We start from the raw sequence: 23,648 nt of genomic DNA, 5'->3' as shown, positions 1-23,648 counted from the left end.
ATCGCCATCGGTTTGTCATGAGCAGCTTTGATTCCATAAGATTACCTGCAATACGCGCAGGCTGTGTAGCGTGATCGTGGGAGACCAAACAACTTCCCCCTTCCCTACCCATGAACCGCCGCACCAGCTTTCTCCTTTTCGCCCTCGCCACACTCCTGCCCGTCAGCCCGTTGACTGCCGCCGAAGGCAAAGTCTATGAAATGCGCACTTATGTGACAAACGACGGCAAGCTCGATGCCCTGCTCAAGCGTTTCCGAGACCACACCTGTCGCCTCTTTGAGAAGCACGGCATCGAAAACATCGGCTACTGGGTGCCATTGGAAAAGACCGATGGAGCAGACAACACCATGATCTACATCGTCGCCCACGCCAGCCGGGATGCGGCCAAAGCAAGCTGGAAAGCCTTCGGTTCAGACCCGGAGTGGCAGGCAGCGCGCAAAGCCAGTGAGGCCGATGGCAAAATCCTCGCCAAAGCCCCCGACTCGGTCTTTCTCACCACCACGCCCTACTCCACACCGGTGAAAACCGGTGCAGGCAGCCAGGAACGAGTCTTCGAACTTCGTCTCTACACCACACCTCCAGGCAAGCTTCCGAACCTCCATGCCCGCTTCCAAAACCACACAATGAGCCTTTTTACCAAGCATGGCATGTCGCACATCGCCTACTGGACTCCCACGGATGCTGACAAAGGCGCTGACACGAAGCTCATCTACATCCTAGCCCATGCCAGCAAAGCAGCAGGACTGGCCTCTTTCACCGCCTTCCGTGCCGATCCTGAATGGATTCAAGCCAAAGGTGAGTCCGAAAAAGACGGGCCGCTCACCGTAAATCCCGACGGGGTCAAGAGCATCTACATGCGAGCTGTGGACTTCTCCCCGATCCGCTAAAACCAAGTAAATTGATTTTTTTCGCTTAACGTGTCACATCTTAGGTCAGTTTAGTTATGGCTAGATTGCTGCTTGTGATTTTGAGCAGTTCCCACTAATACCCATCCTATTCGACCATGCTGTTTACGCACCATCCAGCCATCCCTCTCGGAGTTCTTTTCCTGATTCCCCTGCTCCTCACAGGCTGTGGCAAGAAGGCGCAACTCGAAGTGGAGGCAGTCCAAATTCAGGCCAGCACCACCGAACAGAATGCCATCCTCAAATCACTCCAGGCCGAATCTGCGGCAGTAGGCAATTTGGGCAACTATAACTACCCCCAGCAGTCACACATGGATCAACTGCGTGCCAGGATCAAAACTCTGCGTGAGGAAACCATCAGCCTGACAGAGGAAAAAGCCTCGGCCCAAAAGGATGTCGAGGCCCTCCAAAAAGAACTCGATGAGTATCGCGCCCGCCACCTCCGGTAAACTCATCTCCACCCACACTACCTATGGATGCAAAAGTCATCATTTACGGCCTCTGCCTCGTGGCCATCATCGCTGGAGCCAGCTTTTGGTCCTATACCATGGACATTGATGAAGCCCAGAAAGATGTCATCTCAGCCCGCCAGCAGTCTGCCGTGGTCGAGGAAAGCATCAAGCAGGCCAAGGCCTGGCTCACCGCCCGCAAGGAGGCCGCCGCCCTCATTTCTGCTGCCGCCATCATCGAGAAAGACAACACAACTCTTCGAAATGAAATCGCCGCGACTCGGCTTGAGCGCACCAATGTCGCCAAAAACTTCAAAAGCTCCATTGAGCGCGCACGCAATGAACTTGTCGGCACCACATTAAGTGAGGTTGCTTTATCTTCGGGCCAGCGTCTGAAGAACGCTAAAATTCAATCGCTGGATGAAGAAATTACCGTTTTTCAGCACTCCGAAGGGGTGTCCAAAATTCCCACGGCAGAGCTTCCCGCTGAGATTCAAGACCGGCTCCGATACGGCTTCAATCCCGGTGGAATCGGAACGATTTCCAAAGACCGCAAGGAGACCAGTTCCATCACCTCGGCGAGTGATCGTGTCGCGCGTCTAGGCATGAGCAATGCACCGGCGGCATCAACCCAGGGTGACGACGAAGCGGGAACTCCTCCCGCCACCAGTTCGGCAGCGCCTTCCGGGTCGGCCCCAGTGGCAGGCCAGATCCAATCTTTGGGAAGAGTCTATACCCCCGGCAAAGGCTGGGAAAGAGTCGGCGCGAGCGGAACCGCAGCGCCACCTGCACTCGGCACATCGTCCCCTTTCAGAAAAAACAATCCAGAAGCCGTGTCCAAGGTCAAAAACAGGGCTGAAATGAAACATCAAACGGGTCAATAACCCCCATTGGGCCCTCAATATGGACGGTAAAATCATCGTTTATGGCTTCTGTCTGGCTGCCCTCATCGCCGGATCGAGTTTTTGGGCTTACACCATGGAAATGGATGATGCTCAGAAGGATGTCGTCCTTGCAAGGCAGCAACTTGTCGTCGCCGAGGAAAGCATCAAGCAAACCAAAGCCTGGATGGCCGCCCGTAAAGAAGCAGCGGCACTGATCGCCGCCGGACAGATCATCGAACAGGAAAATCAAAAGCTGAGAACCGAGATCGAGCTCATCAAACAAGACCGCTCCAATCTGGCCAATGCCTTCCTCAACTCGATCCAGAGAGCCCGTGAAGAGTCCCTGGGAGTGGTGATTCCCGAAATCATCCTCACCACCGGCACCACGCTTAAACAGGCCAAGATCCAGTCCATCAGTTCTGACATCACCATCTTCCAGCACTCGCAGGGGGTTTCCAAAGTTCCCAGCACCACCCTCCCAGATTCTTTGCTAGACCGCTTCAAATTCGGTTACAGCCCAGGCGGCGTCTCATCTGACGCATTGGCGATGGAGGAGAACTTGGAAATTTCCTCTTTTGGCTCTTCCTCCCGCCCTCCACCCACAGCCAGAATCTCCACTGCCACCAGCGACTCAGTCGCCCGGCTTGGCATGAATGACGCTATCGACTCAATCGCTGACAAGAAAAAGAAAGCCCGCCCGGCACCACGAGACCCGAATCGTATCAAAATTCATGGTGACCCCGCCCTCTGGAAGAACGTCGAACGCTCCTCCATCGGTCGCGCCTACATCCCCGGTCAAGGCTGGCTCAGAGTCGGCCGCGATGGACCGATCCCAGGCTCAGCGCGCAACTGACGCTCCGCCACTCAGGCACACATACCTGCCACCGAACCCCTCCGCATTCTTTGCGGCCAGCCTCGCAGCAAACCTGGCACACTCCGGCAGATTCCAGCCGCTCAGCCAGCCATGGAGAAATGCCCCATGATACACATCCCCACATCCCGTGGTATCCAAGAGAGGTATGGCTTCAAAAGCCGGTTGATGATGTAACCTCCCATCCGCGCACATCGCATGACTGCCATGCATGCCGTCCGTGATCACAACCACCTGCGCTGGCGGCTGGAACAGGCATTCCATCAATTCCTTCATCTCGACTTTCCCCGTCATTTGCTGAGCGAAGTCGCGCGAGACGATAACCACCTGGCTCGCCTCCACCAGATCACGGATGGAATCTCGATAACGCCCGGCACCTCCATCAAAAGAAATCATCACTCCAGCCTCCTGCGCCACTTTCACCGCCTCGCGGGCAGTTGATTCATGACGGCCATTGAGGTGTAAAAGGCGCGCCCAACGAATCTTCCGCTTCATCGCACCATCGATCACAGGTTCCCCGGCAGACGAAGGCTGAAACACAATTTGCCGCGCCCCGTCGCCACGCCGGACCAGCACTACAGCCCGAGCGGAGCGAGCGCCCGCCTCCCGCCGTATCATCGTGGTCGAGACTCCATGCTTCTCCAGGTCAGCGACGATGGAATCCCCCGTTGCATCATCCCCACAAACATCCACGAGAGCCACTGCGTGCCCCAGGCAGGCAAGCACGCACAGAGCCGTTGCCACGGGGCCTCCGCCCATGAAAAGATGATCATGCGCCTGCTTCACGCATTCATGATCAGAAAAATCAGTCACCACCCAGAGATCATCCAGCGTGGCCGCACCTATTCCCATCACCTCAACACCCCAGACTCCAGTTTCGGCCAATGACGAAATTAGCTGAGAGGAATCTGGGCTGCTCAGAAGAAGATACTTTTAAACTGAAAAGGGCCTCAGAATCCCACCCCGCCGCTTTTGGCGAGGAAGTTCAGAGCCAGAGCGGCGACAGCGAGGACGAAAACCAGGAGGGCAAGAGGCATGAAAGTCAGCGGAAGAAGTTAAAACAGAATGAAGAGGTCAAATCAGCACAAGCGAACAGCAAGGATCACTGAGGAATCTGGGGCAGACTGCGGCTGAAGTCGTTGCTCCAAGTGTGGTCCTCATTCATGCGCTCCCACTTCACCGGATTGGCCGTGGGAACCATGATGGGCGAATCATTGCTTGAGGAAACACGGTCACTGCCAAACATCTGGATGGCCAGGAGCACTGCTGAAAGCAGCAAGCAGACCACGGAAAGCGGCACCAAACCTTCCTCGGGATCTTTTTCGTCGTTGTAGAACTGCTCTGAATCTGCCGAGGCCGTGCGCTTCACCGGAGCGCTAGGAGGAGCAGAGATGCTCGGACGGGACATCGGCTGAGTTTGTTGCAGCTTCACCGTAGCCTTTGGCAGACCCGCTGTGGGGGCACCACCAGGAGCAGCCACCATCGGACCAGTGCCCGTGCCAGGAGTGCGCGGCGCAGCAGACACAGGCTTGAGAGGGACGGTCTTTGCCAGAGGAGCCGTTGCAGCACCGCTCTCCATCCTAGGAGCTGAGGGCGCAGACGGTGCAGAAGGCGGGCGCGGCGCAATGGGGGCCGAGGGAGCCACTGGCGGGCGTGGGGCAGCTCCAGGAGGTGGAGGTGGAGCCATCGGCACGGTAGCAGCAGGCGGTGGCGGAGCACTGGGAGCAGGCATCACCGGAGGGGGAAGACGCACTGGAGAGGTGGATGCCTTCGGAGCCGGTGGTGGCAGCGGAGCGGACGGAAGCTGAATCGGAGCCGTGGCCTTCTTCGGAGCCACACTGGAAGTCACGGGACTCACCGGAGAGGTGGACTCACGAGGCTGCACTGCTCCCTCTCCTGGACGGGAACGCAGGGTGATACGGACCGTCTCCTTTTTCAGGGGAACAGCGGAAGTTTTTGGCGAGCTCGGGGGAGGTGGCGTTGGCAGGTTTTCGGATTCGCTCATGGGGAAGATCGGGGAGGACGGAAATTAGTGGAAATAGTTCTTTAGCGGGAACGGTGGTCAGGCGTCAATCCCCTTTTTCCTCACAAGAAAAAATGATCCCGGTCCGCACACCAATGAAAACTCCCCTTCCCGGCTTCGGAAAGAGGAGTTCGGAGAGATTCTAAAAACACTTCCAAGCCTCACTCCGCCTTCTTTTTGCCTTTCCCTTTGCCTTTGCCCTTCGCGGCGGCTGGGGCGGCCGCCACTTTCTCACCGGGTTTTGGCAGAGCCGCCTTCGCCGACTCCCAGCCTGGATTCAGCGAGGCCTCACGGATGCTCAGGTTCCGCAGATCCACAGACTGACCACCGACGGTGAAACCAGGCGATGCCTTCGGCGTCTTGAAAATTTCGCTGCTGCCCCAGGCCACCAGGTCATCCACCCTGCCCACCATCACATCTCCCACCATCTCCAGGCGGACCTTGTGCCAGGTGCCCGGAGCCAGATCCGCCTCGAAGCGGGCAAAGATCACTGCCTTGTCCGGCCCCTCGTGGTCATTGTCATCCCGCTGAATCGTCACGGACTTCGGCGTGATCATGATGCGCGCCATGTGGTCCTTCACGGCATTGATGGAAAGACTCGTGCTGCGAGCACCTTCAAACTTGAACTCATACTCGATGATAAAATCCTTCAATTGATTCGGCAGCCGCGTCACCGCACCATGCTTGTCCTCCACCAGCTCCGAGCCACGCCACACACCCTCCACCAGTTCCCACTTTCCCTTCGCGGCCTTCCAAGGCGCAGCAGGGGCGGCATCGAGCTTGTTTTCATAAATCACCGCGCCGGGCACGGCGAGCAGAGGCGCATCGGCAGCCGAAGCACCAAGAGTCAGGAGGAAGAGGGAACCAAGCAGCAATGAGGTTTTCATGGGCGCACCAAAACGGCCTCTCCCCCGGGTTATTGCGGCGAATTTCCTTCCTTGGAATCCAGCACCGCGATAAAATGCGTATGTTAGATGAACAAAATACTTCTTGTTTCGACTAACCTCCGTCCAGTCATCCCCATGAAAAACATGAAAAACATCGCACTCTCACTCCTCACCATCATCTCCATTTCCTCCTGTGCCACTGGGCCGAATGCCCAAACGGGTACTGTCGTCGGTGCCCTCGGCGGCGCTGCGGTCGGCGGCATCATCGGCAATCAAAGCGGTCGCGGACTTGAAGGTGCAGCCATCGGTGCCGGCCTCGGTGCCCTCGGCGGCAATGCCATCGGCAACTCCCAGGACCAGCGCAACGCCCAGTATTACAATCAGCAGCAGGGTTACTACAACCAGCGGCAGCCTGCCGGTTACTACCCGAACGGTCAGCCTTACTACCGTTGATCTTCCGCCTCACCGGCCTCCCCCACGAAGCGCGACCTCATGCAGGTCGCGCTTTTTTGTGCCTGCGAACCGTGCCAGAGATGAGCCGATGAAAACACCCGAGTTTGTCTTTGCCACCTGCAGCGCCGGTTCTGAGCCCTCCCTGAAGCGTGAGGTCGCCGCACGTCATGGCGGCTGGCTCACCCCCGCATTCATGCGCCCCCAGCTCATCACTTGGAAGGCACGCACAGAGCCTCGCCCTGATTTCGAGCTCGAGGCCTCCTTCTCCGCTGTCAGTGGCTGGTCCGCAGGCATGGCTCGCAGCGCAGCAGAGGTCGCTACCCTCGTCCAATCCCTGGCCCTCGACCTCGCTGCCATTCACGTCTTCCCCAGCTGCTACAGCGAGGACGGCGTGCCCGAGAATGTCTGGCCTCAGATCGACCGTATCCAAGCCGATCTCGCCCCGCTCATCCCACTCGCCCCGCGCGGCCAGCACATCCTTGATGTCATCATCAGTGCCGAGACCGAGCCCTGGTTCATCGGCATTCACCGTCGCAGCCCCGCCGCTCATCCCAGCCCCGGAGCCCTCAGCCGCCTCCCCCTCCCGCCTGAAGCTCCCTCCCGAGCCTGGCTGAAAATGGAGCAATCCCTCACTTGGCTAGACCTCACCGCCCTCGGAGCCCTCAGTGGGAAAATCGCCCTGGAACTCGGCAGCGCTCCCGGCGGAGCCTCCTGGGCACTCCTCCAGCGCGGCATGAAAGTCATCGGAGTGGACACGGGTGCCATGGACCCACGCGTGCTCGCCCACCCGAACTACACCCACCTCCCCATCCCTGCTGGCGAAGTCTCCCCGCGCGATCTCCCTCCGCAGATCGACCTCCTCGCCTCCGACATGAACCTCCACCCCGGACTCGCCCTCAAATACGTCGAGCGTCTCACCCACATGCTCTATCCGCGCTGGCTGGCCCTCACCCTGAAGATCAACGATGGTCAGGTCGAGTCTCAGCTACCCGCCCTCCTCCAGCAGGCCCGGCGTTTCGCCCCTGGCGAACTCCACGCCCGTCAGCTCCCCGCCAACCGCCGGGAAATCACCGTCATCAGCCGGTGACAAACTCGTTCATAGCGCAGGTGGCATGACTTCAGGCTCGGGTGCGTCAGCTCTCTCCGGCATGACCAGCACCGCGCCTTTCAGCAGACGGCAGAAATCCTTCTTCTTGGCTCGATGCACCGTGCCGACCTTGGAGATTGGGTTTTTCATGAGCTTGTACTCGATGGACATGCGCGCCCATTCGACGATGCGGATGTATTCATCGCCCTTCTTCCAGATCTGGCCTTGTTCGAGCTTCATGATGCTTCCCTAGCTCCCGATGGAGGGCATTGCCATGAGTTTCATTTTCGGAAGCACCACGAGCGATAGGACAGTTCACCGCTCCTCAGCGCCTCATGCACACGCGAGCCGGGGATGCCCGCAAAGTCGCGCCCGAGCGAGTGCATAAAGCGCGGCAACCGCTGGCAGATCAGCGCCTCACTGCGCGCGGCATTGGCCTCCATGCCGCGCAGGACTTCGGCGCGGATATCGCGCGTTTGCACAACGTGCAACGGCGCTTGAGCGATGGCGTTTTCCCATTCAGCGAAGCCATCGCTGAAGCGGAAGTCGGCATAAAGGAAGTGTCCACCGGGCTTCAAGACGCGGGCGACCTCGGCGAGGAAGCCTGCGAAGTCCGGGTAGCAATGGGAGGCTTCGACATTGATCGCCGCATCCAGCGAGCTGTCTTCAAAAGGCAACTGCTGCGCATCACCCTGCTTGAAGCGGAGCCCATGCACGCGATGGCGCTGCGCGCAGAAGGCGATGCCTGTGGGATTCAGATCCAGCCCCGTGTAGCTCGCTGGCTGCATCGTGCGCGTCAGCCATGACGCGCCGCCGCCGTGACCGCAGCTCACTTCCAAAACCGTCTTCCCCCGCAGATCCACCTGGGATGCCACATGATGATAAAGCTGGATGCAGGCGCGGTTCGGCTCGTCATCTGGCTCCAGTTTCAAGCCGACAGGCGGGTCGGTTTCGAAGGCGTAGTTGAGAAACAGCACCTCCTCACCGCGCAAACGGCGGGTCAGAAAGGGATACCACAGTTGCCAGATGGCTTTGCGGACCGGGCCGATGGAAAAGAGGCGTTCGAGGAGTGACATGGAGTAAGGCGGGGTAGCACAGCAGTAGCTCGGAGAGGCGAGTGCCCAAACAACATCCTGCGCCACCAGCCCACCATGAATCACAGATAAACTGAATGAATGCACCCACGCTGCATCCAAGCACACGTAACACACCCATCAACCCATCATGAAACTCCTCAAACTTTGGTTATGTGCCGCGCTTTTCGCCGTGGCCGTGCCGGTTCCTTCGGCTCACGCGGAGGTCGATGTCTCCATCGACTTTTTCTTCGACACACTCAGCCCCTATGGCGACTGGATCTACGGTGATGACTACGGGTATGTCTGGCAGCCCACCGTCGCCCAACAGACTGACTGGGCTCCCTATTCGGACGGCTACTGGGCCTACACAGATGCCGGCTGGACCTGGATCTCCAACGAAGACTTTGGCTGGGCCACCTACCACTATGGCCGCTGGATTCGCATGCAGGGAAGCTGGGTCTGGGTGCCCGGTTATGAGTGGGCTCCCGCCTGGGTCTCCTGGCGGCAGACAAATGATCACGTCGGCTGGGCACCCCTGCCTCCAGAGGCGCGCTGGTCCGCCAGCATCGGTTTCAATCAGTGGTCAGACAGCTACTACGACATCGGCCCCTCCTACTACAACTTCGTTCCCTTCAATCTCTTCGCCCGGCGCACATCGCTGAGACACTGCATCGTCGATCGCCATCGCAACCTCGGTTACATCAACCAGTCGGTGAACATCACCAACATCACCTATCAGCAGAACGTGGTGAACAACATCTTCGTCGGCGGCCCTGACCCTGACCGCTTCGGCAGAGGTGACGACGGCATCCGCCGCCTCGGCCTGCGCCGTGATGATGAAACCTTCCGCAACAACTGGCTCGACCCTCGTGGCGGCAGTCCGCCTGAATTGAGAAGCCTTTCCCGCATCGAGCGCGGCCAGCTCGTCGTCGCCGCACCCTCCGTGAGGCGCGATTCATCCCCCAGCATCCCTTCCCGCGTTCGCGAAAGCCTGGAACGCCCGGACATCGACCGTGGCTGGCGTGGTGTCGGCGACAGCAAAGCCGCCGAAAGCCTGCGTGAGCATCATCGCGACGAGCTGGCCAGAGTCAGCCGTGGCAGTCTGCCGGATAGAACGCCCGAAGTCGTCACCAGCAAGGTGTCACCTCCAGCCGTTGGTCGTCTGTTGCGTCCCGAGGAGCGCAAAGTTTTCAGCCGGGTCACAGATCCACGCCGCAGCAGTGAAGAAGTCCGCAAAGCCGTGCCCACCATCAGGCCCCCCAATGAAATGCCCCGCCCTGATGTCGGCAGATCGAGCAATGACGAAGATCGCCGCCGGGTCGGACCACCAACTCTGCCAAGCTCCAGCCCAGAAACGAAGCGGCCCACCACGCCAGCGATGAACCTGCCACCGAAAGCCACGGCGGTGATTCCTGGCAGTCGGCCAAGTCTTCCAGGACGTCTCCCAGAGGTCCGCCGCACAGAGCCCCCTACATCGCCATTCACTCCACCCCAAACACGACCCATGCCAGAGTCCCGCGCGATGCCAACCCTGCCCCAGTCACGCTCAATTCCAGAGAGAGTGCGCGAGGTCCGGCCAAGCATTCCTCAGCCACGCGCCCTGCCATCCCAGCCTCAGCGCACCGCACCTCAGGTGCGGCCTCAAATGACACCTCCGCGTCCCACACCCCAGGTCAAACCAGCCGCACCCCAGATTCGCCCCCCCACCAAATATCAACGCATCGCCCCTCAAGTGCGGCCCCAGATCCCCCAGTCACGCCCGCAGCCTCAGGCCAGACCGTCCGCGCCACGCCCACAGCCCCAGGCCAGACCGGCTGCCCCACAGGCACGCCCCAGCGCAGTTCCTCAGAAACGCACCTCACCTTCGATTCCCAAACCTGGAGACAAACGGCGGGAGCGCTGAGCCGCCTTCCATTCTGCCTCAGCCTGCGGGCTTTTCCATGATCGTAATCTGGTCTTGGTAAAGCCCCACTTCGTGGCGCTGTCCGTCCTCCATCCAATGGTGGAACTGCTCCACCACACGCAGCCCGTTGGATTCAATCAATCGGTTGAGCTCCCCCGCCGTGGCATCGCTGCGCCAGCCACCTCCATGCCCGGCAGAAGTGCCATGATGGATGACCGCCCGCCCACCGGGTTTCAACACCCGGAAAAACTCCTCCAAATAGCTGGCGATATCCACGAGGTTGATGTGGACGAAAACATCGAAGGACCAGATCAACCCAATGCTCGCTTCAGCCACGCCCGGCAGATTGTTGCCATTGACTCGAAAGCGGGCGCTCGGCGAGGCAAACTTCTGCGTGCAGAGATCCACGCAGGTCTTGGAAAGGTCGATGCCGGTGTAGTCCGCAGCCAGCGGGATCAAATACTGCGTCCAGCGTCCGGCTCCCGGTCCTATTTCCAGGACCACGCTGTCCTTGGGCACGCTTGGCTTTAATACCTGCCTGACCAGAGACTTCTTCCAGGCATCCGTCAGCGTCCATTCCTCGCCCCCCGCCGTCCAGTCCCAGTGATCCCAGATTTCTGCATTCAGGCCACGGCTGTTGAGCCCCGGCAGCCCATGCGCTTTTCGCCGAGTCTGCATCGCCTCGAAAGCCCGGGTTCCCAGGCCGCTGCCCGCGTAGTAGGCCCCCAGCAGCAAGCTGTACACCCACCCGTTCTCCTTCAGCGTCATGCCCAGCAGCCGAAACTTGCTCACCAGCGGCATTCGGTGGCGATTGTTCACCAGATCCATAGCGCAGGAAGAGGTGATCTCTGGACCGGATGACTGACTCGAAGCCACTTCCTTCGAGGCCGTTGTGATTCGTGAGGTGAGTATCGGCGGCTCAGGGGTGAGGGTCATGTCCATCTCCGGGCATCGTCCAGCAGCCGCAACAGACCGTCGATGGGGTGTACTCCCACCTTTTCCTTACTCCGTCGGCCTCTATGGCGACAGCGAGTCCTCGCCTACTTGAACTCCGGGTAAAAAGGATTGTGCGCCTTCTCCTCGCCCACCGTCGTCAGCGGGCCGTGGCCGGGGGCGATCACCGTGTCGTCGGGCAAGGTGAAGATTTCCTTCCGGTTCGTGGAGAGAGCATCGGGGAACGACACCGCGCCGCCGCCCATGGAGGAGGCAAAGAGAGCATCACCGACAATCGCGACGGGCTGTGCCAAGCCGCGCACGACAAAGGTGGTGCCGCCCTTCGAGTGCCCCCAGGTGGAGCGGGACTCGATCGTCAGGCTGCCGAGCTGCCAGGTCGTCCCTGGCGCAAAGGTTTGCGCCGCAGGATGCGGCTCGCGCTCGCTCACGAGCACAGCGGGTGCAGCCAGTGTCGGGATGTCAGCCACATGATCCGGGTGCGTGTGGGTGAGGAAGAGATACTTCAGCGTCAGGCCCAGTTCGCCGAGCTTCGCCACCATCGGAGCCGCCGTGGCACCCGTGTCAAAGGCAGCAGCCTCGCGGGTCTCGGCATCCCAGACCAGGTAGGCATTCACCGTCATGTCGTGGTAGGTCGTGTTAAACTGGGCCAGACCATCCAACGCCACCTCCGCCGGGGACCAACCGCCATCGGCCATGGTCACCAGCGACGGACCGTGGAGGCCCAGCGTCGGGGCCAGCTTCAGAAGCGTGGCGTGGTCGGGAGCACCGTCTTTCACCGCCTCCACCTGGGCCACGGTGACACCCGCTTTCTCCGCCAGTGCCTCCACGGTAAAGCCGAGGCCGCGCTGTGACTTGCCCACCACATCATTAAAAAGATCTTCGAGAGGAATGCTCATGAGACGGCCATCCAAGGACAGCCCATGCCGCACGGCAAGCGGCAAGTTCGAGGCACAATTTCAGATTTCCGTTTCCCGATTCTGGCTTTAAGCTCCGCTCATGTTCGAAATCTTCGCCAATCCCTTCTACACCTTTTGCATGGGTCTCACCCTCGGAGCTGTTTTCCTCGTCCTGGCCATCTTCAGCCACTGGAAGACCAAAGGCGAATTCCGCCGCTACAAGACCCACCTGAGCGACAAGCTGGAGCTCGAAGCCCGCCAGATGTCCGAGACCAACAAAGAGAAAGCCCGCCTGGCCTCCGAAAACGAAAGCCTCCGCATGCAGGTCTCCCGCCTGAATGAAAAGCCGGACAACAAACTCACCCGCGAGCTGGAAATCATGGCCCGCGCCGAGAAGCACATGATGATCAACGCCCCCGGCTTCGCCCCCGCCTGGGAGATGGCCAAGTCCACCGCCCTCACCCAGCTCGAAGCCGAGGAAAAAGGCACCTCCTTCCCCCAGAAGATCTTCCGCAAGCTCATCGGCTCCGGCTCGAACGGGTCCAACGTGGCCCTGCCAGAAAACGCCGCCACCGCCGCCAAGTCCGGCACCAGCAGCGCCGCCGCCTGAGATCCCGCCATGCGCCCGGAGAAGGTCAAGTTCATGCTCCTCGCCGCCGACATGAAGCGGGCCGTGCGCTTCTACAAAGAGGTCTTCGGTCTCGATGAGATCTTCGTCAGCGAGTTCTGGAGCGAGCTTAGCTTCGGCAATGCCATCGTCGCCTTCCACGGCGGACACGACGGCAGCATCAACACCACCGGCCTCAGCTTCCAGTTCGAAGACGTCTTCGACACCGTCGAGCGCATCGAAAAAGCCGGAGGCAACCTCCTCGAACTCCCCGCCCAGCGCGAAGGCGAGCCCATCCTCCTCGGCCGCTACCGCGACCCCGAAGGCAACGAGGGTTTCATCACACAGTATGTCGGGTGAGGACTGACGGAGGCGGTGAGCTTGCAGCGAGGTAGAGGCCGATCAGAGCCAACAGGCACGACAGCAAGCATCCGCCCTGCTTCAAAAATACCGCACCAAAATCAGGATGCTGATGCGAATCGGCCATCCATCGCGCAACACAAAACGCACATAAAGCAGCCCTCAGAGCGAAAGCCGGGCTTGTTCAACCAGAGGGGCATTGGCTGGTTCGTTCCTCGCAGCCATGCCCCCTTTCATGTTCGGCGTTGCGGATGTTATCATTGGTGTGCTGGTCGGAGTGAAACAACGATTGGCTGCGTGGCTGGAAGCGAAACCCAACCTTGGCGGTATCCAGGCGCGGTGACAATGAGGCCGAGTTGGCGCGTGGACACAGGGACAAGAGCGATGCCCTCGCCAGATGTAGGAACGGAGGGGCAGTTGTATGAGGGGAAAACAGGAGTAACGGATGCCATCGAAATGGGCCGCCTCGAACTGGCGTCAATGACAAGAACATGCTGCTTAGAGGCACACGCACTCAGAGTGAGTATCGAAAGAGCCAAAATTGGGAGCGTCGTTCTCATGGTGTGCGTAGCAACGCCGAACGATTCAAGCGATGGCAACCCCACTAGCGGCGGCCAGCGTTGATCGCGAGGTTGAGGTTAAATGAAGGTGAAGCATCGAAAACAGAGGGGCTAGTGGGGGGGGCCATCCGCGACTTGTTAGCCGCCTGCTGATTCTTCAAGGCAACGCTTGATCCATTGATCGAAGTTCGAAGACAGGCTTCCTCGATACCTCCCAGACAGTGCCTCCGCAATGGAATCGGAGGGATTCACCCAGCCTCCTTCACCGCCCTGTGCTACAACGTATAGAAGCGAACCTTCATCCTCAGGGCCGGTCATCCAGACTCCATCTAACTGCCTTACGAAACAAGATCCATAAAGTGCCGACAGGCATGCCAAGTAGACCTTCTTGATTTCGCATTCTCCAGAGGATCGAAACAATTCTATCTCTGCGTCAATTGCCGCTATCACCTCTTTGGGAGTGTGATCCTCAAGGTATGTCGGCAAAAGGCCAATCGCGTTCAGAGCTGCCAATGCTGCGCGATTAATCTCATGGACGGAGGTATCTGGAAGTGGGTGGAATTCCATTTTCTATTTTCGGCTAACGTGAAGCATCATTTACAGATCGTGAGGTTTGTCAGCAGCTTTATCGCCGAACTATCCGGCGGGTTCGGGAGCGTGGGAGTCTGCGGGGTTCATTGAAGCCGGATAGTTTGGTGGAGAGCTCCAGCGTGTTTTTCGAACCCCGGCGCGCCGAACACATCCGGCCTACGATGGGCTCGCTACGCCAGTCATTTTCACGCAGCCCTGCACGTTTTGATTCTCCGTGGCGACCCAGAGCCCCAAAAAGCCGAAATCTCACGCCGCCAACTCCAGAGTTGGTGACGTGCAACCTGGGTTGGAAGGGCTGAACCCTGAGTTTGGTGGGACGAAAACTTTCGTCCGCCGCCAGGGCAACGATCTGATGGATGAAGATTACAGCTTCGTGTAGCCGACGCTTTCGCAGGGCATGTCCCAGAGCTTCTTCAGCTCGGCATCGAGTTTCGTGATGCTGAAGCTGACGCCGGCCATCTCCTGGCAGGTGACGATGTTATCGACGATGGTCTGGTGGACTTTTAAGCCACGGGCTTCGAGGATGGGCTTCGCGGCGCGGAGAAGGATGAGCAGTTCCATCATGTGGGTGGAGCCGAGGCTGTTCACGAAGAAGACGATCTCGTCTCCGGCATTCAGCGGCAGGTCATCGGCGAAGAGGAGGTCGAGGATCTTCGGGGCCAGCTCATCGGCGGTACACATGGGGATGAGGCCGACGCCTTTTTCACCGTGGATGCCCATGCCGAGTCCGATGACGTCGTCCGCGAGGTCAAAGGTGGGTGCGCCGGTGGCTGGGATGGAGCCGGGCTTCGTGGAGACGCCGACGGTGCGGGTCATATCGACGGCCTTTTGAGCGATGCGGGCGAGTTCGTCGAGGGAATCAACGACGCTGGCGGCGGCTCCGGCGAGCTTGGTGATCGGCACGAGTCCGGCGACACCACGGCGGTTTTGCTTTTTGTCCGGCGGAGCGGAGCAGACGTCGTCATTGATGATGACGGTCTTGATGGTGATGCCTTCGTCCGTGGCGAGTTCGCCGCCGATGTCGAAGTTCATGACGTCGCCAGCGTAGTTGCCGTAGAGATAGAGGACGCCTTTACCACGGCTGACGGCCTGGGTGGCCTCCAAAACGATGTCAGGCGGAGGTGCGGCGAAGATATCGCCCACGGCAGCACCATCAGCCATGCCTTTGCCGACGAGGCCGTGATAGATCGGCTCATGACCGGCACCGCCACCCACGAGCAAAGCGGGCGCGTCGGGGCGCAGGTCGTTCATGACGATGGAGCGCTTGCCCACGCGGCGGGCCTTGCCGTCATAGGCGAGAACGAGGCCTTCGAAGAGTTCGTCGGCGCACTTCAGCGGGTCATTGATGATCTTTTTAGCGGAGTTGTTGCTCATGGGAAATACAGAACGGGTTGGTTTGGCGGGCGCAAGGTGTAGCGGGCGGCCCTGAATCTGTCAAAGCTGGATGCATGTCATCCACCGCCCATTTCCTGCTCACTCGTCCTCCACTTTTTTCACCGGCCGCGCGGTGCCCGAGCCGGGCATGGCGCTGAAAAGGAAGTAGCGGGGGGATCGGAGCATATCGCCGACCTCACGAGTGGCGGCACGCTGGAGGTAGCCCTGGATGCGCTCCAGCGCGGTGGGCCATTTGGCGAGGTGCTTTTCCAGGAAGCGGCGGAGGCTGGCATTGGCGCGGAACTCGACGGACAGGGTGCCGAGATTCAGCAGCAGGATGCCGAGGCAGATGGCGAGCAGACCGATGAGCGCGAAACGCGCGGGGAACTTCAGCAGGATCATGCCACCGGCAGCCAACACGGCGGCGAGCGTGGGGGCGTAGCGGTTGAGTTTGATCACGGACTGCCGCCATTGGAAGTCCTTGAGGGCATCTCCCTCCTGCACGGCGTGGCCGGCCTCATGCAGGGCGACGGTCCAGGCGGCCATGGTGGTCCCCTGCCCCACTTCGCGGCTGAGGAAGAGGCGGCGGCGGGCGGGGTCGTAGTAGTTCGTGACCATGGCGTTGTGCTCGATGATCTCGACATCGCTGACGCCTTCGAAATTAAAGAACAGCTGCGCCATCTCCGCGCCGGTGTGGGCAGTGGGCACGCGCTCCTTCACGCCCTGCGCCCACATTTCATCAAACCTCCCTGTGGCCCAACGACAGATGCCGAGACAGATCAGGAAGAGAACGATGGGGATGACAAGCATGATGAATCAGGTCCAGGTGCCGGGTTTGAGGAAACCGATGGGCAGGCTGGAGGAGTTAACGTTGTAGAAGTTGGCAATGTTCGGGAGGACGTAGCTCATGTTTGCCGCAGGAACACCAAACCAGCGCAGCATTTCCGCGAGGAACTGATCGACACTCGTGGTCGGAATGAGGCGACCACCATAGCCGGTGTCATTGTTGCTCTCCAAAGCGAGATCCGGGAAGCTGCCGTAGATGCGTCCGCCCTGCACGGGGCCGCCCATGATGAGCGCGTTGCCACCCCAGGCGTGGTCAGTGCCGTTGCCATTGCTGCGCAGCGTGCGGCCAAAGTCGGAGGCGCTGAAGGTGATGACGCTGTCCTGCAAACCGAGCTGCTCCAAAGCACGCTGGAAGGCGAGGAGGGCGGGGTCGAGGAGGTCGAGCATCTCCGCCTGCGAGTCGAGCAACTCGCCATGATGATCCCAGCCCCCGTGGCTGATGAAAATGGTCTGGCGGCGCAGCCCGAGCTGTCCGCGCAGAGCGATCATCTTTGCCGCAGCGAGGAAGTTACTGGCCACCCAGTTGTCGGAGGGGAAGAAGCCGCTGATGGCGCTGGCGTCGTAGTTGTTGAACTGCTGGAGGAAGAACTCCTGAAGCTCGATGCTGCTTTTCGTGAGCTGCGAGTAGGACTGCTGCATCAGGTTCGCGTAGCTCTGCTCGATGATGCTTTTGTGGGCGGCATTCTTCAGTCGCAGCGGATGCAAAGCGCTGGATTGGTCTTCACCCGTGAGCCGCAGCGCGCCGCTGTCCGTCACGACGAACTGCGTGGTGCTGTTCCCCACTTGCAGGAGGTTGTTTCCCGAGAGGGAGATGTTCATCGCGATGCTCGTGACATCATTCACTGTGGTGTGCAGTACATCCGCTGCACGACCTCCCCAGCCACTGAGCTGCGTCATGCCCTGCGGCACGGAAGTCTGCCACTGGTCCACCTGATCGCTGTGGGAGTAGAGCGACTTCGGCAGCGGGACTGTCTCGGCGAGATACTGCGCCTTCGTCACCGGCTGGATGAGCGTGCCGACATTGGATAAAATGGCCGCGCGCCGTTTCGCGGTATCGCCACCGAGGCCGTTGAACATCTCCTGAAGGCCAGAGCAGCTCGGATGAATGCCGTAGAGCTGCCCGTCGCCACCACTCTGGACGAGTTCGCGCAGGTTTAACTCTGGTTCCGTCGGATGAAGGATGGGCAGCGCGAGATTCCCGCGCGTGGCCGAATAAGTGGCATGGCGGGTGGAGTCGCGCGGCACAAGCCAGTTGAAGGAATCCATGCCGCCATGCAGGAAGAGACAGACGAGGGATTTACGATCCGTCGGCACGCCTTGCGCAGCGGCCTTGCCGGCCATTTGCAGATTCAGCAGCATGTTCATCACCGAGATGCTACTCACAGCCGAGCAGGCGCTCTGGCCGAGGAAACGACGACGAGTGGAGGAGTTCATATCAGTTTCGTTTATTTCATCACTGCACCCTCCGGTGCGACGAGGGCGAGGTAGGCGGCGACACGGGCACGGGCGGCGGTTTGATCCGCAGGAATCTGGGCGAGTGTGTCCAAAATCAGCGTGCGCGTGCTGGGGCGCATTTTGCCCGCGCAGAAAAGCAGGTTGAGATGATCGACAAGACGTTCGGGAGTCGAGGCGAGATCTTTCTCGCGGGCGAGATCGATGGGATAGCGATAGGTGTCCCAGAGGTGGAATCCGTTCTCGATCATGTCCCAGAGTCGGTTCGGATAGGAGATGGCGCTGTAGCTGTCCGTGATCTGAAAGACGGGCGCGGCGAGGTTGTTTTGCGTCAGCAAGCCGGGGGCTTTGTAGTCGGGGCGGTAGTAATTGAAGACGCTCGGCGCATAGGTCGGCTCCTGGCGACTGGCGTTGAAGAAGTCATTCCAATCCCACCATAATAAGTTCGGCACCTGCTTCATGCCAAAGGCACGACCAAGGGCCATCGCACGAATGACGGGCTCTTTCAGACGACCATGCGCCGTGGCTTCGGTGAAGCGCGGATCACGGGCTTCTTCATCGAGCAGGATCGCTCTCACGACAGCACCGAGATCACCACGGACACCACTGCCATTGTCTGCAAAGACGCCACCGATACGCTGGATGTAGGCTGGGCTTGGGTTGTCGGTGACGAGGAACTGGATCAACTGCTTGCTGATGAAGACGCCCGTGTTCGGGTGATTGAAAAGGAAGGTCACGACATCCTCGATGTCGCGCCGAGCATTCTCCGCCGTGGCCGGGCGAGCTGGGATGACATATCCACCGGGCAGAGTTTTGGAACCGAAGTCATGCCGATCTGCATGAACGAACATGGGCGTGGTGTAGTCCTGCTCCGTCCAGCCGCCACTGCCCCAAGTTTGACCACCGAACCAGAACCCGGTCATGACTCGCGCGAGCTGGGTGATGTCTGGATTCGTGTAGGTCGGGATCGGCTGGCCGAGGCCATCGAGCTGGCGCGTGCCATCGGGGTTCAGCTTCCAAAGCCCGATGGTGAAGAGCTGCATGATCTCACGCGCGTAGTTTTCATCCGGGTAGCGGTTGATGCTCGGATCGGCCTTTTGGTTACCCACATGGCTGAGGTAGCGGCCCATGACGGGATGCATGGTGACCTCCGTCAGGATGTCGTGATAATTGCCAAAGGCCCGGCGCACGAAGATGTCATAGTAGTCCGCCATGCCGAGGACACGGTTCTCGATGTTCGAGTCTCGGCGTGAGGTGACGAGGATCTGGCTGAGCGCAAAAGCGACGCGCTGACGGAGCTGGTCCTCCCCCTGGATGGCCGCACGGGCAAACGCGGTCATCATGTTGTTGCCAAAGAGGAAAGGGTCCTCGTCCGTCCCGCCAAAGCTGTAATCCCGCTTCTGGCGCTGGCTGAAGATGTCCTCATAAATACCCTTGATGTAGGTCGAGTGCAGCGTGCTCGGTTTGGCGATCTGCTCCGTGATCCAGGCATCGTAACCAAGCTGCTGCACGCGCTGGATGTCCTCCAGCATCGGGCCGAATGCTGCCTGCATGAGGAAGCGTGAGGCCTGCACGCGGGACACGTTTGTGCCAGCTCCACCGCCGGGGAAGCCGCTTGTGCCCGAAGCACCCTGGAACTGCTCCACGAGCGTGGCGTAATCTCCGCTCATCGTGCCTTCAGTGTTGCTATCATGATTCGCATCCACCGGCACATCACTGCGCATGCTGCTGCCACTGGTCGTGCTGGAGCCGAGTACGTTCGCTTCGGTCCAGTCACTCACACCGTCATTGTCCGTGTCCTGATTCAAGACGCTGGCCTGATAAAAGATCGGCGCTCCTCCGAACACACCCGCGAGTGTCTGCTGATACTCCTCGCCCACGGCAACAGGATTCCCAGACACCGTGGACCACGAACTGAGATTCGTGCTCTGCCAGATGCGGTGTTGTTTATAACGCAGCAACGGCCAGCGGACGGTGAGGTCATTGCCCGCACGCTGCGTGTCCACCCAGAGACGCGAAGTTGGATCAAAGGGATCGGTGCCCGCTTCGGATTCATCGCTATTGCTCATACCATCACCATCCACATCCAGCAGAGAGCTGAGATTAAAACTGCCCGCCCACTGCTCCCAGGCATCAGCCATGCCATTGCCATTTAAATCCTCCCCAACGACTCCGGCAGGCGTGCCGTGATGCAGAGGCGGCTTGCTGCTGGCGAGCAGTGGATCGCTGCCCGCCTGCACTTCCACGCCGTCTTTGGCCAGATCATCATCACTGTCCGCATCATTGGGATTCGTACCTGTGAGATACTCGCGAAGGTTGGAGAGGCCATCGCTGTCGTTGTCCAGAGCAGCGTCGGCAGCGGAGTTGATGTTCAGGCCATGGGTCGTCTCCCAAGCGCTCGGCATTCCGTCTTCATCATGATCACGCCAGGCGATGTAAGCCGCCGTGGTTTCGATGACTGTGGACTGGAAGAAAACCTGAACGCCATCATGCTGCCAGAGATGGAAGCGATCCTCCACCGGCGGGCTGCTGCGATCATGCCAGAGCGCATTGCCATCCTGGATCAAGTCATGCGCCTTGCAGTCCGTGTAAGTGCGGGTGAAGACGGTCTGACTCGTGTCCTGATTCGTGATGCTGAAGGTCACATTCCACTCCGTCTGAGCTCCCGTGAGACAAGCCCCTTGCACACGCAGCCGGAAGCGATCCGAGATGTCCACGGTGCCATGCCCACTGAAGCCGAGCAGCGGTGCCAGATCGACCGAAGGCGGATAGTCCCAATCACTGTCCCAGTAGCTAGCGTTGTCGTCATCAGGACTGCTGAAAGCACCGTTCGGGTTCGTATGGAAATACCACGTCAATCGTCCGCCGCGCTGCGTCAGTGCGAGATACATGGCATCCGAGCCGGAGGTGTCCGCCGAGTTTTGCAGCGAGATGGTGAAGAGATCATTTGACCTCCAAGCTCCCTCTTCGAGCTGACCTCGTTCGTGGTCCCAGATGACTTGAATGTCGCTGATGTTCCAGTCGAAGCTGTGCGAGCCCACGGCCTGAATCACTGGCATCCGTGCATTTTCCACATTCGAGCCTCTCGGGTTTGTGCCACGAGCCACCTCCTCTGCATCCGAGCGCCCGTCGCCATCACTGTCGGCGATGGTTGGGAAAGTGAACAGCGGCTTCACCGCCATCTCCGCGCCGTCGCTGAGTCCATCGCCATCCGTGTCAGCGACGAGCGCATTCGTGCCTGTATCAGTCGCGCTCAAATAAGTGCTCGTGCCAGTCTCCACATTGTCATTCAAACCGTCCCCATCTGTATCGGCGAGACGTGGATGGGTGCGCTTCGTGTATTCAGCACCGTTGTTCAATCCATCGCCGTCCGCATCCAGCGAGGCATCATTCAATTCAGCTCTGAGCTGGTGGGCAAACTCCCAGGCGGTTGGCATTCCATCGCCATCCCCATCGACACTCATGTCCACGATCTGGATGGCATGTATGCCGCCGGAATGCCAGCCGTCAGTCAGCATTTTGACATTGAGCGTACTGCCGGTGACGGCACGGAAGTGGATGGCATTGCCACGCCAGGGCTTGGCGGAATCTGAGATCGTCGGGTCGATCAGATCTTGCTGCGGACGAGTGCTGGCGCTGACGAAATGCCGATCCGCGCCGGAGTTGTCATTCAGTCGAATCCGCGCATGGGCTCCGTCATAGGACGAGCCAGCATAGACCACCACATCGTAGGTCGCATAAGGGATCCTGGAGAGCGTCACACTCGCTGGAATCGCGGACGTCGCACTCAGGTAGCCATCCAGCAGACGGCCCGTGGATGTTTCACCATTACCACTGGCCCAGGCACCACCATCAGAAGTCCATGCCAGCGTGACCGGCACAGTGACTCCCGCACTGTTCACGATGCCATCCACCAGAGGGACATCGATGTCCGTCGTGCTTCCCGCGCCGTTCCGCCAGCCAGTCAGCGGCCAGGTGCAGTTCCAATTCCGCTGGGGAAACAAGCCCGTCACGGCCTGGGGCAAGAGGGTGTTGAGAGGATTTGCATCGGAAACAAATTTGATGCCAATGGCTGTCGCGAAACTTGGAGGCGTGCTCGCAGACGAAGCGGGAAGATAGGCCGTGCGCAGTTCCCAGGCATCTCCTGCGCCATCGCCATCAGTGTCAGCCAGATTCGGATTCGACAAGAGAGCCGCTTCATCGCCATCATTGATGGTGTCACCATCCGTATCCGTGAGTAGTGGGTTCGTGCCCGTCTCCAGGCCATCTTTGAGACCGTCATCATCGCTGTCCGCATCGCGCGGCTTGGTTTGGCGGGTATATTCCTGCGCGTTTGTCAGGCCATCCAAATCCGTGTCCTGAGCTGCATCTGCCAGGAGCGTATCATTGAGTCCATGATCCTGCTCCCACCAGCGCGGAAGGCCGTCAGCATCCGCATCCACAAGCGCCGTTGGGTCCAGTTCCAGCGTCAGCGCATCAAAACTCACCGCGCCGTTCGGGGATGAAAGCGGGATCGAGCGACTGATCTCCAGCACGTTTTCACCTGCCACGGGCGTGAAACTACCAGCGTTCACCTCGATCACCGCCGTGCCTTGTTTGGTGACTGTCCGCGTAGCCAGTAGAGTCGTGGTAGTCAGGTTAAGACCAGTGCGCCAGCGCACCTCAAAGGTGTGTGTGCCGTAGCCTTCCATGTATGCGCCCGTCGTCGGATGCCACCATCCACCCCAGCAGTGATGCAGATTCAGCCGCATCCGCGCGGTGCTCGTTACCTGCCCGGCGGTCAGATTGAAATGGATGCGCTTCGTCGTGGTCCAAGTGTCCAGTCCGTTCTCGAAGTTCGCCCAAGGCTCCGCCGCCGCCACCACGCCAATGGGTGAAGGATACGTCCCTGCGAAGTAGTAGTCATTATCCCTCGCCGTCGCACTGCCCGGAGCCGATGTCGGTCCGTTATCGTCACCAAATTCCTGAGGATCACCGTTCCAAGTTCCAAGCGACCAGACGGTGGTGAAGTCCGCCCAAGCGGTAGCTGTCAGGAAAACGCACCCGAACAGGAGCAAAAGGAAGCGATCAGGAGTGAGGCGCATAGAAAGGGCTATATCTCAATTTAACGGTCGAATGTATCTTGCGCAATGAGCGCCACACAAACCTTCAAACTCAATCAAACTTCCCAAGCCCGGCATCTGGATCAGCCTCAATGAAGCCAAGCTCGACGAAGAACTCGTCCATGGCCATGAGGGTTGCCTCGTACATTTCGAAGGAGAGATTGAAATTGAAGAAACCATGCCCCTGGCCTTCGAACTCGATGAAGCGGCACATGTTCTTCTTCTTGGCACTCTTGCGGGCAAACTCGTAGCTGCCAGCAAAGGGCACCACGCGGTCTCCCGTTCCGTGCATGATGAGCATGGGCGGCAGCCCCTTGTCGATGGCACGGATGAGGTTGGCCTCCTTGGCCATGCCTGGATCAGGAAAA

The 23,648-nt window shown here is 59.5% G+C and carries 22 protein-coding genes; 10 read left to right on the top strand and 12 right to left on the bottom strand.

The genetic code is table 11. The features are described 5' to 3' along the window. Window positions 1–110 precede the first annotated feature (110 nt). From AC6FTP_RS06870 to AC6FTP_RS06855, 4 genes are all read left to right on the top strand, one after another. Window positions 111–887 (top strand): NIPSNAP family protein, encoded by a 777-nt coding sequence (locus AC6FTP_RS06870; RefSeq protein ID WP_497206166.1) that lies wholly within the window; start codon window positions 111–113, stop codon window positions 885–887. A 116-nt stretch (window positions 888–1,003) separates the two neighbouring features. Continuing rightward, a complete protein-coding gene (locus AC6FTP_RS06865; RefSeq protein WP_497206165.1) occupies window positions 1,004–1,354 on the top strand; it encodes a hypothetical protein in 351 nt (116 codons plus the stop codon). A gap of 23 nt (window positions 1,355–1,377) precedes the next feature. Next, window positions 1,378–2,238: a hypothetical protein gene (locus AC6FTP_RS06860; RefSeq protein WP_497206164.1), complete on the top strand. Its 861-nt coding sequence runs from the start codon at window positions 1,378–1,380 to the stop codon at window positions 2,236–2,238. A 19-nt stretch (window positions 2,239–2,257) separates the two neighbouring features. After that, window positions 2,258–3,091 (top strand): SPFH domain-containing protein, encoded by an 834-nt coding sequence (locus tag AC6FTP_RS06855; RefSeq protein ID WP_497206163.1) that lies wholly within the window; start codon window positions 2,258–2,260, stop codon window positions 3,089–3,091. Here the strand turns inward: AC6FTP_RS06855 and AC6FTP_RS06850 are convergent. Continuing rightward, the gene (locus tag AC6FTP_RS06850) at window positions 3,077–3,961 is read right to left on the bottom strand and encodes a carbohydrate kinase family protein (protein WP_497206193.1); all 885 of its coding nucleotides are present in this window, start codon (window positions 3,959–3,961) and stop codon (window positions 3,077–3,079) included. The genes AC6FTP_RS06855 and AC6FTP_RS06850 overlap by 15 nt on opposite strands. A gap of 32 nt (window positions 3,962–3,993) precedes the next feature. Between AC6FTP_RS06850 and AC6FTP_RS06845 the strand changes: the two genes are divergently transcribed. Then, complete coding sequence (locus tag AC6FTP_RS06845; RefSeq protein WP_497206162.1) at window positions 3,994–4,218, top strand: hypothetical protein; 225 nt, start codon at window positions 3,994–3,996, stop codon at window positions 4,216–4,218. On the opposite strand, the gene AC6FTP_RS06840 is transcribed toward AC6FTP_RS06845, so the two are convergent. Together AC6FTP_RS06840 and AC6FTP_RS06835 are read right to left on the bottom strand one after the other, a co-directional pair. Continuing rightward, complete coding sequence (locus tag AC6FTP_RS06840; RefSeq protein WP_497206161.1) at window positions 4,212–4,634, bottom strand: hypothetical protein; 423 nt, start codon at window positions 4,632–4,634, stop codon at window positions 4,212–4,214. The genes AC6FTP_RS06845 and AC6FTP_RS06840 overlap by 7 nt on opposite strands. 659 nt (window positions 4,635–5,293) lie before the next feature. Next, window positions 5,294–6,019 carry a LamG domain-containing protein gene (locus AC6FTP_RS06835; protein ID WP_497206160.1) on the bottom strand — a complete coding sequence of 242 codons (726 nt, stop codon included), beginning with the start codon at window positions 6,017–6,019 and terminating at the stop codon, window positions 5,294–5,296. Window positions 6,020–6,154: 135 nt separating this feature from the next. Here AC6FTP_RS06835 and AC6FTP_RS06830 point away from each other — a divergent pair, with 135 nt between their 5' ends. Next, window positions 6,155–6,472, top strand: a complete 318-nt coding sequence (locus tag AC6FTP_RS06830; RefSeq protein ID WP_497206159.1) for a YMGG-like glycine zipper-containing protein — start codon at window positions 6,155–6,157, stop codon at window positions 6,470–6,472. Window positions 6,473–6,560: 88 nt separating this feature from the next. Next, on the top strand, window positions 6,561–7,559 hold the full coding sequence (locus tag AC6FTP_RS06825; RefSeq protein ID WP_497206158.1) for an SAM-dependent methyltransferase: 999 nt from the start codon (window positions 6,561–6,563) through the stop codon (window positions 7,557–7,559). 9 nt (window positions 7,560–7,568) lie between these two features. Here AC6FTP_RS06825 and AC6FTP_RS06820 read toward each other — a convergent pair whose 3' ends face one another. Together AC6FTP_RS06820 and AC6FTP_RS06815 are read right to left on the bottom strand one after the other, a co-directional pair. Next, a complete protein-coding gene (locus tag AC6FTP_RS06820; RefSeq protein WP_497206157.1) occupies window positions 7,569–7,799 on the bottom strand; it encodes a hypothetical protein in 231 nt (76 codons plus the stop codon). A gap of 41 nt (window positions 7,800–7,840) precedes the next feature. After that, window positions 7,841–8,635, bottom strand: coding sequence for a phthiotriol/phenolphthiotriol dimycocerosates methyltransferase (locus AC6FTP_RS06815; RefSeq protein WP_497206156.1), 795 nt, complete (start codon window positions 8,633–8,635; stop codon window positions 7,841–7,843). Between the two features lie 148 nt (window positions 8,636–8,783). On the opposite strand from AC6FTP_RS06815, the gene AC6FTP_RS06810 reads away from it, so the two are divergent. Continuing rightward, on the top strand, window positions 8,784–10,538 hold the full coding sequence (locus AC6FTP_RS06810) for a DUF6600 domain-containing protein (protein WP_497206155.1): 1,755 nt from the start codon (window positions 8,784–8,786) through the stop codon (window positions 10,536–10,538). An 18-nt stretch (window positions 10,539–10,556) separates the two neighbouring features. Here the strand turns inward: AC6FTP_RS06810 and AC6FTP_RS06805 are convergent, their stop codons facing one another. Further along, a complete protein-coding gene (locus AC6FTP_RS06805) occupies window positions 10,557–11,474 on the bottom strand; it encodes a class I SAM-dependent methyltransferase (protein WP_497206154.1) in 918 nt (305 codons plus the stop codon). A 104-nt stretch (window positions 11,475–11,578) separates the two neighbouring features. Next, entirely contained in the window at window positions 11,579–12,388 is an 810-nt protein-coding gene (locus tag AC6FTP_RS06800; protein ID WP_497206153.1) for an MBL fold metallo-hydrolase, read from the bottom strand. Window positions 12,389–12,488: 100 nt separating this feature from the next. Here AC6FTP_RS06800 and AC6FTP_RS06795 point away from each other — a divergent pair, with 100 nt between their 5' ends. After that, window positions 12,489–12,998 (top strand): hypothetical protein, encoded by a 510-nt coding sequence (locus AC6FTP_RS06795; RefSeq protein ID WP_497206152.1) that lies wholly within the window; start codon window positions 12,489–12,491, stop codon window positions 12,996–12,998. A gap of 9 nt (window positions 12,999–13,007) precedes the next feature. After that, window positions 13,008–13,355 (top strand): VOC family protein, encoded by a 348-nt coding sequence (locus AC6FTP_RS06790; RefSeq protein WP_497206151.1) that lies wholly within the window; start codon window positions 13,008–13,010, stop codon window positions 13,353–13,355. 1,514 nt (window positions 13,356–14,869) lie between these two features. On the opposite strand, the gene AC6FTP_RS06785 is transcribed toward AC6FTP_RS06790, so the two are convergent. The 5 genes from AC6FTP_RS06785 to AC6FTP_RS06765 form a co-directional block, all read right to left on the bottom strand. Next, on the bottom strand, window positions 14,870–15,880 hold the full coding sequence (locus AC6FTP_RS06785) for a dihydroxyacetone kinase subunit DhaK (protein ID WP_497206150.1): 1,011 nt from the start codon (window positions 15,878–15,880) through the stop codon (window positions 14,870–14,872). Window positions 15,881–15,979: 99 nt separating this feature from the next. Beyond that, window positions 15,980–16,690 (bottom strand): zinc metallopeptidase, encoded by a 711-nt coding sequence (locus tag AC6FTP_RS06780; protein ID WP_497206149.1) that lies wholly within the window; start codon window positions 16,688–16,690, stop codon window positions 15,980–15,982. A gap of 6 nt (window positions 16,691–16,696) precedes the next feature. Beyond that, on the bottom strand, window positions 16,697–18,160 hold the full coding sequence (locus AC6FTP_RS06775; RefSeq protein ID WP_497206148.1) for a DUF1501 domain-containing protein: 1,464 nt from the start codon (window positions 18,158–18,160) through the stop codon (window positions 16,697–16,699). Window positions 18,161–18,171: 11 nt separating this feature from the next. Further along, complete coding sequence (locus AC6FTP_RS06770; protein WP_497206147.1) at window positions 18,172–23,262, bottom strand: DUF1800 family protein; 5,091 nt, start codon at window positions 23,260–23,262, stop codon at window positions 18,172–18,174. A 70-nt stretch (window positions 23,263–23,332) separates the two neighbouring features. Continuing rightward, window positions 23,333–23,648: alpha/beta hydrolase (locus tag AC6FTP_RS06765; protein ID WP_497206146.1), on the bottom strand; the 316-nt coding region annotated here is incomplete at its 5' end.

Source organism: Prosthecobacter sp. (genome assembly GCF_044378005.1).
Lineage (GTDB): Bacteria > Verrucomicrobiota > Verrucomicrobiia > Verrucomicrobiales > Verrucomicrobiaceae > Prosthecobacter.
This window is presented reverse-complemented; position numbering and strand designations above follow the sequence as displayed.